Annotated in this window: 15 protein-coding genes and 1 tRNA gene; 4 read left to right on the top strand and 12 right to left on the bottom strand. The window is 67.4% G+C overall.

From position 1 onward, the window contains the following. Positions 1–5: 5 nt before the first annotated feature. Positions 6–725, bottom strand: a complete 720-nt coding sequence (locus RBS60_RS19050; RefSeq protein ID WP_307959119.1) for an HAD-IA family hydrolase — start codon at positions 723–725, stop codon at positions 6–8. A gap of 345 nt (positions 726–1,070) precedes the next feature. On the opposite strand from RBS60_RS19050, the gene RBS60_RS19045 reads away from it, so the two are divergent. Next, positions 1,071–1,146 (top strand) — tRNA-Thr (locus RBS60_RS19045). 62 nt (positions 1,147–1,208) lie between these two features. On the opposite strand, the gene RBS60_RS19040 is transcribed toward RBS60_RS19045, so the two are convergent. The 10 genes from RBS60_RS19040 to RBS60_RS18995 form a co-directional block, all read right to left on the bottom strand. Beyond that, entirely contained in the window at positions 1,209–2,321 is a 1,113-nt protein-coding gene (locus tag RBS60_RS19040; protein ID WP_307959118.1) for an AI-2E family transporter, read from the bottom strand. Between the two features lie 227 nt (positions 2,322–2,548). Next, positions 2,549–2,908 (bottom strand): SPW repeat protein, encoded by a 360-nt coding sequence (locus tag RBS60_RS19035; protein WP_307959117.1) that lies wholly within the window; start codon positions 2,906–2,908, stop codon positions 2,549–2,551. A gap of 157 nt (positions 2,909–3,065) precedes the next feature. Continuing rightward, a complete protein-coding gene (locus RBS60_RS19030; RefSeq protein ID WP_307959116.1) occupies positions 3,066–3,548 on the bottom strand; it encodes a universal stress protein in 483 nt (160 codons plus the stop codon). Positions 3,549–3,683: 135 nt separating this feature from the next. Next, the gene (locus tag RBS60_RS19025; protein ID WP_307959115.1) at positions 3,684–3,845 is read right to left on the bottom strand and encodes a Rho termination factor N-terminal domain-containing protein; all 162 of its coding nucleotides are present in this window, start codon (positions 3,843–3,845) and stop codon (positions 3,684–3,686) included. Positions 3,846–3,986: 141 nt separating this feature from the next. Further along, positions 3,987–4,562, bottom strand: a complete 576-nt coding sequence (locus RBS60_RS19020) for a DUF6328 family protein (protein ID WP_307959114.1) — start codon at positions 4,560–4,562, stop codon at positions 3,987–3,989. Next, the gene (locus RBS60_RS19015; RefSeq protein WP_307959113.1) at positions 4,543–4,812 is read right to left on the bottom strand and encodes a Rho termination factor N-terminal domain-containing protein; all 270 of its coding nucleotides are present in this window, start codon (positions 4,810–4,812) and stop codon (positions 4,543–4,545) included. The genes RBS60_RS19020 and RBS60_RS19015 overlap by 20 nt, the downstream gene beginning before the upstream one ends. Before the next feature lie 84 nt (positions 4,813–4,896). Further along, on the bottom strand, positions 4,897–5,721 hold the full coding sequence (locus tag RBS60_RS19010) for a sigma-70 family RNA polymerase sigma factor (protein ID WP_307959112.1): 825 nt from the start codon (positions 5,719–5,721) through the stop codon (positions 4,897–4,899). Positions 5,722–5,767: 46 nt separating this feature from the next. Then, a complete protein-coding gene (locus tag RBS60_RS19005; protein ID WP_307959111.1) occupies positions 5,768–6,412 on the bottom strand; it encodes an SDR family oxidoreductase in 645 nt (214 codons plus the stop codon). Positions 6,413–6,726: 314 nt separating this feature from the next. Beyond that, positions 6,727–7,674 carry a DNA topoisomerase IB gene (locus RBS60_RS19000; protein WP_307959110.1) on the bottom strand — a complete coding sequence of 316 codons (948 nt, stop codon included), beginning with the start codon at positions 7,672–7,674 and terminating at the stop codon, positions 6,727–6,729. A 55-nt stretch (positions 7,675–7,729) separates the two neighbouring features. After that, on the bottom strand, positions 7,730–8,479 hold the full coding sequence (locus tag RBS60_RS18995) for a hypothetical protein (protein WP_307959109.1): 750 nt from the start codon (positions 8,477–8,479) through the stop codon (positions 7,730–7,732). Between the two features lie 112 nt (positions 8,480–8,591). On the opposite strand from RBS60_RS18995, the gene RBS60_RS18990 reads away from it, so the two are divergent. After that, positions 8,592–10,376, top strand: a complete 1,785-nt coding sequence (locus RBS60_RS18990) for a glycoside hydrolase family 15 protein (protein WP_307959108.1) — start codon at positions 8,592–8,594, stop codon at positions 10,374–10,376. A gap of 18 nt (positions 10,377–10,394) precedes the next feature. On the opposite strand, the gene RBS60_RS18985 is transcribed toward RBS60_RS18990, so the two are convergent. Further along, positions 10,395–11,033 carry a response regulator transcription factor gene (locus tag RBS60_RS18985; RefSeq protein ID WP_307959107.1) on the bottom strand — a complete coding sequence of 213 codons (639 nt, stop codon included), beginning with the start codon at positions 11,031–11,033 and terminating at the stop codon, positions 10,395–10,397. 118 nt (positions 11,034–11,151) lie between these two features. Here RBS60_RS18985 and RBS60_RS18980 point away from each other — a divergent pair, with 118 nt between their 5' ends. Together RBS60_RS18980 and RBS60_RS18975 are read left to right on the top strand one after the other, a co-directional pair. Beyond that, positions 11,152–11,472, top strand: coding sequence for an STAS domain-containing protein (locus RBS60_RS18980; RefSeq protein ID WP_307959106.1), 321 nt, complete (start codon positions 11,152–11,154; stop codon positions 11,470–11,472). Then, on the top strand, positions 11,459–12,172 hold the full coding sequence (locus RBS60_RS18975; RefSeq protein WP_307959105.1) for a sigma-70 family RNA polymerase sigma factor: 714 nt from the start codon (positions 11,459–11,461) through the stop codon (positions 12,170–12,172). Before RBS60_RS18980 ends, RBS60_RS18975 begins: the two co-directional genes overlap by 14 nt. Positions 12,173–12,309: the final 137 nt, after the last annotated feature.

Genomic DNA, 12,309 nt, shown 5'->3' with positions numbered 1-12,309 from the left:
CGGGACTAGCTCAGGACCGTCGTGCGGACGGGCCAGAGGAGCCCCGGCACGTCGACGATCGAGGGCACGACGGCGTCCGCCTCCGCAGCACGGAGTTCATCTTCGGTGTTGGCTCCCGTGAGCACGCCGAAGGCTGCACCGACTCCGGCCCGGCGTCCCGACGTGATGTCCGCCACTGTGTCGCCGACGACCGCGACATCGCGGACGTCCTCGACGTCCAGGGCCAGGACGGCAGTGAGGATCATGTCAGGGTACGGGCGCCCGCGGCCCGCGTCCTCTGAACACAGCGAGAGATCGGCAAGCCCCATCCAGCCGAGGGCCTCGAGGATGCTGTTCTGGGTGTGGCGGCCGAAGCCCGTGACGAGGCAGACCTTGAGCCCGTGGTCGCGCAGCACATGGACGGTGTCCTCGGCACCGGGAATCGGCCGGATGGCACCGTCGGCGATCATCGCGTCGTATGCCGTAGAGAAGGTGCGGGACGCCGCGTGGGCGGCGCCGACGTCGCCCGCGAAGATCGTCGCGAACAGTTCGGAGCGGTCCAGCCCCGCGCTTCGACGGGACCGGACCAGCGCGTCGTCGAGCCGGGCCCCCTGCACGCCGCGCTCCTGCAGGGCGCGCTCGACGGCGCGTTCAGCCGCGCCGCCGTCGGTCATCGTCGTGCCGTTCATGTCCAGCACGGCTAGACGCGTCTCGCGCTCGTGCGCGGACCGCAGGTGGAGCGTCACTGATCGGACCTCGTTCCTCTCGCAGGCCCCGGACCGGACCGGGGTTTCCCGAGCATCCCAGCCCGGCTCGTCGTGCGCCTGAACTCACCGCGTACACAGGGTGAACACGCTTGTTGCGCGGGCGGCGCGCACTGCCTGCGAGACCGGCGGGCCACAAACTTCGACGAACTTGCGTCATAACGGTGCAGGCCGGGTATCTGAGTGTTCGGCGGCCGCCACGCTGGGGGTGGTGGCCGCCACCCACCTTTCGGGAAAGCGTTCGGGAAGGCTGAACCGTTTTGACCGCGAGCGGAGGACTCGACTAGAGTAGTTTCCCGGTGGTTCCGCCTCGCGGAGCACTGGAATGCCTCCTTAGCTCAGACGGTAGAGCGTCTCACTCGTAATGAGAAGGTCAGCAGTTCGATCCTGCTAGGAGGCTCCACAAACCCCTCTCAGACCCGCTCAAGCGGGACTGAGAGGGGTTTCTGCATCCCGCATTGCCCTCTAGGCGGGCCCTTCTCCCCCGGCAGACGCGGCTTCCCCAGGCTGGTCCCTTCCCGTCCACGTCTTGATGACGGTCCACGCTGTCGCGGTGACCGGCACGGCCAGCAGGGCCCCGATGATGCCGGCGAGGACCGTCCCGGAGGCGAGAGCGAGGATGATCGCGAGTCCGTGAATCGAGAGGACCTTGCCCATGAGGAAAGGCTGGAGCAGGTGGTGCTCGATCTGGTTCGCGGCAAGGACGACGATCAAGACGATGAGAGCCGTCACGGGGCCGTTCGAGATGAGGGCCACGCCGACCGCGAGCAGACCTGCGAGGGTTGCCCCGAGGATCGGGATGAACCCGCCGATGAACACGAAGACAGCCAGCGGGAGGGCCAGTGGAACACGCAGGATCAGCAGCCCCGTGCAAACGATGACCGCGTCGGCGGCGGCAATCAGGACGGTGCCGCGTACATAGCCGCCAAGGACAACCGTGCTGCGCTCCGCGGACAGACGGGCCGTGTCGCGCTGCGCGGGAGGCATGAATCCGAGCAGGAACTCGAGGATCTGCCTGCCATCCTTGAGGAAGAAGAACAGAATGACGGCCATGAGGATGAGTGACGTGGCGATCTCGCCCGCGGTCCGCGCCCCCGTGAGAGCCTCGGCCCCGATGCCGCCCGAGGTGAAGAAGTGCTGGATTGAGTCGCGAGCCTGGGTAATCTGCTCGTCGCTGATCCGGACAGGCCCATTGTTGAGGAAGGCGTGGAGCTGTTCGAAGCCGGCCGTGAATCGGTCCGCCAGCTCGTGGGCCTGAGCCCGGACGAGGAACACGATCGCCGTGATGACCCCGCCGAACACGGCGAGGATCGCCACGAACGAGGTCAGCACAGCCAAGGCGCGCGGCCATCCGTGGGCATGGAGCCAGCCCACGAGCGGGGCAATGGCACAGGCAAGGATCGCCGCGATCAACACCGGGATGACGACGAGCGGGACTCTGAGCAGGATCCAGACCACCGCCCAGACCAGAGCCCCGACGGCGAGTGTCTGGATGGAGCGGATGCCCGCTCTTCCCAGACCGTCCGACCAGATCTCGGCGAGTTGCCGTCTGGGCGCGGTGGGCGTCGTATCAGCCATGGCCCTCTTCTCCAGCTAGTAGGGGCAAGCCTGATCAGCGTAGCGCCTCCGATCGATGTTCCTGCGGACCTTCCGGCCGCACCGACAACAAGCAGACGGTGCTCTGGCCGCGCCGTCGCGGCAATCCAATGCCATACTCTGCCTCAGACCCGCGACCAACATGCGGCCACGGAAGGGCCGCGGCCCCAAGGGGACCGCGGCCGGTGTGATGTGAAGAGATGACTCGCTCAGTGCGAAGGCATCACGCGATGATGCTGAGCGTCGATAGCCGGTTTGAAGGCTGCGGCTGTCGCTCCAGCGGCGATGATGCCAGCGATCCACGAGGTCCAGGACGCTCCCATGTGGGCGGTGTACATGCCCATCCACGGGGACGCGAAAAGCAGGACCCCGAACGCGCACTGCGCGTATTCGAGCCACGGCGTGCTCGGCATGGCCAGATTGGTGACCCCCGAGACGACCAGCAGAACACCGAACACGAGCATGAGCGATGTCGACGACGTGGTCTGCGTCGTCCACAACGTTGCAAGTGCCGCGTACAGGCCGGCTACGATCGCTACGTAGTCCTCCCAGCGCGTCCACTTCTTCATGGTTTGCTCTCCTCCCAACTTTCAACCCCCGGTCCCCCCGGGGGACTCGGTCAGTGCTGGTCGGTGCTTGCGCGCCGGCGCGAGAATCGCTGGCCGATTCCAGTACACGCCCGAGAATGCACCCTGTAAAGGGCACAAGGACCCTCGGGCGCATAGCTCACTCCTGCGGACCGGCCTTCTCCGCGTCGCCGGGAGCGTGGACCACCATCACTGGGCACTGTGCGTGCTCCGCGACGGCGCGACTCACCGACCCGAGCAGCAGTCCCATGAACCCGCCGAGACCTCTGGACCCCACCAGCACCATCGAGGCACCGCGGCTCGCATCGATGAGGACCTTGGCCGGAAAGCCCTCGACGACCTTCGCGGTGAGGGCCTCGGGGCGCTCGTCGCCGAACGCTTCGGTGAGTGCAGTCTCCAGGATCTCCCGCGCGTCATCCTCCGGATTCCACTCGACGCCCGTGTAGGGCGCGAACGCGACCCCGTTCGTCGGCGGGTGCCACGCTGCAATGGCCCGGATCGGGCCACCCACGGTCGATTCGAGGCGCGCTGCCCAATGCAGGGCAGCGATGGAGAGAGGAGACCCATCGACGCCGACCACGATGCCGCCGTCGCGGGGGGAGGATTCAGATGCTTCAGCCATGGGGCCGAGCGTACGGCAGCCGACGGGGGCCAGCTAGGGACTTAGGCCAGTGCCGCGCGGACGCACGAAGGCCGGGCCACCAGCGACCAATCGTCGGTGCCCGGCCCTCAGTGCCTGAGGCTCAGCGAGTGAGCGTCAGTGCTTGCGGAGTGCCGCGATCAGGTCGGCCTTCCGCATCGATGAATACCCGTGCATTCCGACCTGCTTCGCCCGGGCACGCAGCTGCATGACCGTGCGGTCCTCGTACCGCACCACAGCTCCACCGCGACGCCCAGCCTTGGCTGCGTTCTCTGCCATTGCCCTCTCCTGTCGATCGACGCGCACCCCGCCTCCGACCATCTCTGCGGGACACGCCCTTACCGTAGAGTGCCGTGCAAATCAAGCACAATAGCCGGCGAGTCGTTTTTTGACCTGAATGCGGCATCATGCAGCACAGGGTCACGGTGCCGTGCGTCCGTGCCCTGTGGCTGCGTGGTCCTCGGTCACGGCCTCCGTCTCAGGAAGTTCGGCAGGCTCGGGGATTCGCGTTATCGCAGCGGGAACGGCAAGGAACATGACGATGCACAGGAGCCCTAGGCATCCCCCGGCCACCCACGACTGCCAGCGCCCCAGGACAACGTCGAAGATGAGCGCAGAGGTCCCTACGATGAGCACCGCCGCAAGCCCGAGGGCGACCTTGGCCGCCCACGCGCCGCTGGCAACCAGACGGTCCTTCACCTGCTTGCGGAACAGCCAGCGATGCACGCTCAGGGGAGTGAGCACCACCAGCAGCGCCACAGCTGACGTGGCCACCATGCTCAGATAGACCGTCCGCGAGTAGTCGTCCAAAACGGTGAAGCGGCTCTGGAAGGGCAGCGTGAGCAGGAAGCCGGCGACCAGCTGCAGCCCCGTCTGGAGGATGCGGAGCTCCTGGAGGATCTCTGCCCAGTTGCGGTCCAGCTTCTCGGCATACGTCTCGCGCCGGTGGCGGAGCGCGTACCGTTCGGCCGACCGATCAGTGGTTTCGGATGGCATCGATGAGCTCGCTCTTGCGCATCGACGAGTAGCCCTTCAGTCCTAGCTCCTTCGCGCGGTCACGGAGCTCATCCACCGTGCGGTCCTCGTAGTCCTCGGCCTTTCCGCCGCGGCGCCCCACCCTGCCTCGGCCCTCCTTGGCAGCCGCGTTCGAGATCCGGGCAGCCTTCTCCTTGGAAGCACCGTCGGCGCGCAGCTCCTCATACATCTCCGGATCCTTGATGCTCGGAGGGGTCTTCTGTTCCGGCATGACGGCACTCCTTTCGTCTGGGGCCCTGGACAGGATGTGGGTCCGCACATCCTGTTTCCCCCTGCAGTGCCGTTCACACTTCTTCTAAGCGGCCATCCGGCGGCGCAACCGGCCAAGGAGCCGCCCGAGCAGGCGTGAAACCTGCATCTGGCTCACGCCGAGTTCGTGGGCAATCTCGGTTTGGGTCATCTCGTCGACGAAGCGCAAGCTGAGCAGCCGCTTGTCCGCGTTTGAGGCGTCGGAGAGCGCCTCTGCAAGGTCATCCAACTGCTCGACCCGCTCGTACCCGGGATCCTTGCTGCCCAGAATCACGGTGATGCGGCGTTCCTCGGGGTTATCGGAGATGTCCCCGTGCTCGACAGGCCGACCCACCATCGCGGCATCCGCAATCTGGGCCTCGGCCACGTCGCTCGCGGAGATCCCCGCGGCGGTACTGAGCTCCGCTGTAGAGGGATCGTGGCCGAGCTCCTGCGCGAGCTTCGGCCGCAGGGCGTTGACCTTGAGTCTGAGCTCCTGGAGGCCCCGCGGGGGCCGGACCACCCACGACTGATCGCGCAGGTACCGCTTGAGCTCTCCCGTGATCGTCGGGACCGCGTACGGCACGAATCCGTGGCCAAGCGATTCACGGTACCGGTGGGCGGCCTTGACAAGGCCAAGTCGCGCTACCTGCCGCAGGTCGTCCGGATCGTGTCCAGCGCATCGAAACCGCCGCGCGAGCGCGTCGGCGACTCCAAGGTACTCGATGGCGAGCTTGCCGGCGGTCCGTGTCATCACGGCCGCGAGGGGCGCCACGGTGCGGCGCTGGGAAACCATCGGCGATGTTGTCGGCGTCCCGCTTGGAGTGCCGACCAAGGTCAGGTCGAAAGGCGTGGTGGGCAGGATGTCCTGCTGTTGCTGAACGTACGTCATGCGAGTCCTCCTCGCTGGGGGTGGGAGCAGTGGCCGTATCGGTCTGCTAGGCGACCCCTTCCGCGGGGCACGGCCCGGGAGAGTCAGCCGTGCGTGTCACCGATATCACCGATCCCGAGACGTATCGCGAGCTCTCGGACGCGAGGTAGACGAGTGCATCGAACTGCGCGGCACCGGCGGCAGAGTCGCCGTCGTCGTGTGTGTGAAGCGCGGCCTCGACAGCGGGTTCGAGGGAAGGACCGCCCAACACCACGTTCGCCCTGATACCCCGCTCGGCGAGGAACGCGGCCAAGTCCTGAGTCGTGTCGACGACAGCGGCCGCGAGCGCAAGGTGCGCGGACGTCAGCGTGCGGACGGAGAGCGAGACCACATTGATGATGCTCGCCCCCGCCGTCATAGCGGCCAAGGCTGCCTCGGTGGTGGTGAGGAGACGTTCCATCGACCATTCGAGGGCTCTCTCGACCTCGGGCGACCGGCGGTCCGGGTCTGGGTTGTCCCCGGGGAGGGACGCGGGCCCAATATTCACGAGCACATCGAGGCCGCCGAGCTCACGCACTGCAGCATCGGCCTCGGACATGCCAGATGGCTCGTGGGTGGGGGTGCTGTGGATCCTTTGGACAACAGCGCCTGCGTGCTCAAGCACGGCACCGATCCTCGTGGCGAGTTCGGTGTCCTCTCCCGTGACGAGCACACGGCGCCTTCCTAATCGCGCCGACTGGACCATAATGACTATCAACTCCGATGTCAGCTGTACATAGCGGATGTTCCAATGGCCAGCTGCTCGATTCCTCATCCACCGTAGGCACGAGCGCGCTCTTGCTTCAATGCCCCAAACGACAGCTTCACTGGCGCTCGGCGTATCGAAGTAACCGAAAGTGTTGTGATTCGTCCGCGGGGCGGCCTCGACCCCTGCCGACGTGGAGGGCGGCACTGGCCGGTGCCAACGTAGAGGCTGGACCTCCCTCGCGGCAGTTTTCGGTGTCTCGGCACCGCGGGTGCTTGCCCTCACCTGCCTGGCCCCTTTCTCGGGGTCGACTCGAGCAGCTCGGCCAGGACGGCGTCGGAAACCTGCTCGTGGCCCGCGGGCATCCGGCCCTCGTGGTATGCGAGGAGGAGGCGCGGATCGAGGTAGGACCCACGTGCCACAGCAGGGGTGTTGTGGAGCCACTCGGCCGCCTCGGCAACCGCGGCACGCCACGCTGAATCTGCGTCCGCGTCGCGGGTGCCTGCCCGAACCAAGGCCTCAGCCGCGACTGCCGTACCCCGCCACGTCCTCAGGTCCTTGGCGCTCGCCCCGATACCGGCTTTGCTCCTCAGGTACCCGTTCAGGGCGGCAGCGCTGATGGGCTGGAAGCCCGTTTCGGTGTCGAACCCGATGGTCCGGCCCCGTGCCGTGCCCGTAGGGCACGCGGCGAGATAGGCGGCCAAGTCGGCGTCCTCGACCTCGAGGTACCAGTGGGTACCAGACTTTCCGGGGAAGTCAAAGGCGACCAGATCGCCGTCAAGCGTCACATGGCGGCGCTGCAGGCTGGTCACGCCGAACGAGCCGTTCTCGCGCGCGTAGCGGCTGCTTCCCACGCGGAAGCCGGCCCGGTCCACGAGCCGCAGCGCGGCCGCGAGGGCCTGCTCGCGGGCTCCGCGGCGACCTCGGAGATCCTCCGTGACAGCGCGACGGATGGCCGGCAGCCGGCGGGCGAGCTCCACGGCACGATCAAATTTCCGGACGTCCGCCCGCTCGCGCCAGAGCCGGTGGTACACATACTGTTTCCTGCCGGCCGCGTCGATTCCGGTGGCCTGGACTCGGGCTCTCCCCGACCGGGCGATCCGAACCTTCCGCCACGCGGGAGGCACGGCCAAGTCCGCGATCCGAGCGAGCGTCTCCGGGTCGCTGACTCGCCGGCCGTCCCCGTCCCAATAGGTGAACTCGGCTCCCGCGCGGCGTCGGACTAACATGCCGCGTGCCGCACGCCGGCGACGCGTCATCTCAGGCACCGTTCGTGGTTCAAGCTCACCGGTGGTCGCGGCGCGACCCAGTCTCGCTCGGGTCAGGGTCGCGCTCATGGGTGCCGTCGTCGGCCGTATGGGTGCCGTCGTCGGCGGCATGGGTGCCGTGGTGTTCGGCGCGGCGGTCACCCAGACGCTCGCCAGTAGCGCTGCCATCGTCCGCGGTACGGCGGTCATAGGCAGGGTCGCCTTCGGCGGCGCGGTCGTGTTCGGCCCGGCGGTCACCCAGACGCTCGCCAGTAGCGCGGCCATCGACCGCGGTACGGCGGTCATAGGTAGGGTCGTTTTCGGCGGCGCGGTCGTGTTCGGCGGCGCGGTCGTGTTCGGCGGCGCGGTCGTGTTCGGCGCGGCGGTCAGGCTGACGGTCGGCGGCAGTGTGGCCGTCGTCGGCGGTCCGGCGATCGCTATCACTGCTCCGGTCGGGGTCGAGCTCATCCGCCTTCCGGCGTTGCTCCTCGACCCGCGCGCGGGCGTCCGCCGCGCCTTCACTGCGATCCCGGGCCTCCTGCCGGAGACGGGCGGCCTCGACGTCAGCCCTCTCCGCCCGAGCCCGAGCCTCCAGGCTCTTCGCTTCCCGGTCGCGCACCTCGATTTCGCGGCGCGCGGCTTCTGAGCGCATCTCGTCGGCCCGCTGACGCAGGTTCTCACGGTGTGCCTCGGAACGACGCCGCCCGACCACCACGGCCGCGATAACTGCGATGACGACGATGATCGCGACAATGACGATGAGCCATATGAGCTGAGTGGAATTCATCGAGCACCTCCTGTGGGGTGGGTTTTCCTCTGGCATTACCCGAATCCTCGATACCCAACCCGCCACGCTCGGCCGCTGCCTCCTCCGGGAAGTGCTTGGTATGGTGCGACTCATGTCGCGGATCGAGGACTACGCACTGCTCGGTGACCTCCAAACCGCTGCCCTGGTGGGCCGCGACGGCTCGATCGACTGGCTCTGCCTCCCCCAGTTCGACTCGCCGTCCTGCTTCGCCGCGCTCCTCGGGACCCCGGACCACGGGCGGTGGCGCCTCGCGCCTGAAGATGCAGGGGAATGCACATCCCGCCGGTACCTCCCCGACACCCTCGTGCTGGAGACGACGTGGGAGACGGACGACGGCGCGGTGCGCCTCATCGACTTCATGCCGCCTCGCGATGACGTCGTCGACATCATCCGGATCGTCGAGGGCCTGCGAGGCGAAGTCGCCATGGAGATGGACCTCGCGCTGCGGTTCGACTACGGCCATGTAGTGCCCTGGGTACGGCGCCGCGGTAGAGTCCTGCACGCGATCGCCGGCCCCGATGCGGCCTACCTGAGCACGGAGGCGCCGCTGAGGGGCCACGACTTCCGGACGCGAAGCTCGTTCACAGTGCGCGAGGGCGAACGCGTCCCGTTCGTCCTCACGTGGCGGCCCAGCCACGAGCCGTACATGCCCCGACCCGATCCCGAGGCCTCGCTCAACCGCACGGTCTCGTTCTGGGAGGAATGGTCCCGGCGCTGCGCGGTCTCCGGGATGTACCGGGACGCGGTGGTCCGCTCGCTCATCACGCTCAAGGCCCTCACGTTCGAGCCGACCGGCGCGATCGTCGCGGCCGCCACGACCTCGCTCCCCGAGTCGATCGGACACGAGAGGAACTGGGATTACCGCTACTGCTGGCTGCGGGACGCGACACTCACGCTCCAACCGATCCTCGCCACCGGCTACACCGACGAGGCCGTCGCATGGCGCGAATGGCTCCTGCGCGCCGTCGCCGGCGATCCCGCGGACCTGCAGATCATGTACTCGATCACGGGCAAGCGGCGTCTCCCCGAGGCGACCCTCGACTGGCTTCCGGGCTACGAGAACTCCGCGCCGGTGCGAACCGGCAACGCCGCCGCGGGTCAGCTCCAGCTCGATGTCTGGGGCGAGGTCCTCGACGTGCTCGCCCTGACACGCAACTCTCTGGGCAGCGATGATGCCTGGGACCTCCAGACGGCTCTCATGGATCACCTCGCCACAGCGTGGAGGCAGCCGGACAACAGCCTGTGGGAGATGAGGGGCCCGCGGCGGCACTTCACGCACTCGAAGGTCATGGCATGGGTCGCTGCCGACCGCATGGTCAAGGGGATCACCGACTCGGGCCTCAAGGGGCCGCTCGAAAGGTGGAGGGGCGTGCGGGACGAGATCCGCGAGGATGTCCTCGCCAATGGCCTCGATCCCACGGGGACGCACTTCGTCCAGTCATATGGCTCAACGGAGGTCGATGCAGCACTCCTGCTTATCCCCCGGGTCGGTTTCCTGCCGTACGACGACCCGCGCGTCGTCGGCACCGTCGAGGCCGTCCAGCAGGAGCTGAGCGTCGACGGGTTTCTCCTGCGATACCGGACGTCCTCCGGTGCGGACGGACTGGCGGGCGATGAGGGCGTATTCCTCGCATGCTCGTTCTGGCTCGTGACCGCGCTCGTCGGAATTGGCCGTGCCGAAGAGGGCCGGAAGATCTTCGAGCGCCTCATCAGCCTCCGCAACGACGTGGGCCTGCTCAGCGAAGAGTACGACCCGAACGAGAATCGGCAGCTGGGAAACACACCGCAGGCCTTCAGCCATTTCGGTCTTATCAACGCCGCGATGGCGCTTGAGCTCGGCACGCCCTCGAGCGACGAACCGCTGGCCGGAGCGTAGGCCCGTCGGAGTGGGGAACTATGCCCTCGGGTGCCGAATCTGTCCCCTGTCTGGCCGGAAGCCATGCTCGATCCCCCAGAGGATCGCGTTGGCCCGGTTGGTCACGCCGATGCGGCGGTAGCAGCTGCGGATGTACGTCTTGACGGAGTTGATCGACAGGAGCGTCTGTTCGACGATCTCGGCGTTGCTGAGCCCCTGGGTGATCAGAGCGAGGACTTCGGCTTCCCTCTGGGTGAGGCCCTCTTCCCTGCCGGGCCAGTCTCCGCCCACCACCGTGACCGCCTTCTTCGGCTTGATCAACTGGGCGTGCTCGCCGCTGTATACCGCCTTCAGCGCGTCCACCAACTGCCGGGCCGAGAGTGCCTTGGAGAGATACGCGCTTGCTCCGTTGGCGAGCGCTGCTGCTACCAGGCCCGGATTCATGTTCCACGAGTAGACGACGACCTTGCCCGCGCGAGGATTCAGTGACAGGCGGTGCACGTTCGGGCGGTCGCCCTGGGGGCTCGCGAACGTGTCATAGAGCGTGATGTCGACCGGCAGCCCCACGTCCTCCCGCAGATCGAGTTCCACGACCTCGACCTCCGCCCTGTAGGTCCGCAGCATCGAGGCCACGCCTCGCACCACCACCTCGTAGTCGTTGACCAACGCAACCCGCATACCTTCATGGTCCCACCAGCGGCTCCTATAAATACACCCCCAGGGGTGAATAAACGGACCCCGAATCCCCGTAGCGTACCGAGGGCTGGCGATCCCGCCGGTGTGAGAAGGAGGGACCATGATTCGGAGAGAAGATTCCGCACCGGCACCCGGTGCGGAGGCCCGGCAAACCACCGTTCGGCTTCAGGGACGGCTCGATGCGGGGACGGGCAACGAGGTCCTCCACCGGCTCCTTGCGGCCCTCGGCCCGGGATCAATGCTGTTGGTCGACCTCTCTGGCGTCGAGGCCGTCGAGGCTGCGGGGGCAGAGATCCTTGCGGCGGTTCGCCGGCAGGCCCTGCTCCTCGGAGGCGATCTCCGGGTCACTGGCGCCGCGGCCCACCCGCTGTTCGCGTTGGCCGACGCCGGGCCGGAGGACTCGGCCCATGATCGGGGCTGAGACGTCAGCTCAGAGCCCGCCACGGCAAGCGCTCGTCGTGGAATACCTGGGCCTCGCCGATGCCCTCGCCCGGCGCTTCCGGCGCACGGGCCACGATCAGGAAGACCTGCGCCAGGTCGCACGCCTGGGGCTCGTCAAAGCCGCCCAGAGGTACCGGGAGGACGGCGGCCCGGGATTCGTCCAGTACGCGGTCCCGACGATCACCGGCGAGCTCAAGCGCTACGTTCGTGACCAGTCATGGACAGTGCGGCCACCGCGGTCGCTCCAGGACCTCCGGCTGAAGGTCAACGCGCTGCGCGGACGGCTCACTCAGGAATACGGGCGGGATCCATCGGCTGCCGAACTGAGCGAGGCAGGGGGGATCTCCATCGCCCAAGTGGCCGAGGCCCAGCTCGCGAGCGCCGCAATGGTCGGTGTGCCGATCGACGACGGCGAGCCGTCTGGGGACCCGAGCGAGAGCCGTCAGACAAAGGCGGTCATCGGATCCGAGGACCCTGCGTATGGGCACGTCGAGGAGATGGACGTGCTTTCGGGCGCACTCGCGGACACGACAGAGTACGAGAAGACGCTGATCTACTTGCGGTTCTTCCGCGGAATGACTCAGGACGAGATCGCCCGGACGCTCGGCGTAAGCCAGATGCAAGTGTCTCGGCTGCTGTCCAGACTGCTCGACCGGCTCCGGCGGCGGATGGACACCTGAGTCCGTGGGAGGCGTTTCAGACCGCGCTGCGACGGGTAGGGCCCCCTGAGGAGAAGACCGGGAGGCCACCCCGGTCTGCGACGGAAGGAAGACGCCCATGCGCATCCTCACATTCGGGACAGGCGCGGTGACACGCC

The organism is Sinomonas sp. ASV486 (genome assembly GCF_030908215.1).
Lineage (GTDB): Bacteria > Actinomycetota > Actinomycetes > Actinomycetales > Micrococcaceae > Sinomonas > Sinomonas puerhi.
Note: the sequence above shows the minus strand (reverse complement) of the source record. Positions and strands in the feature narration are given on the sequence as shown.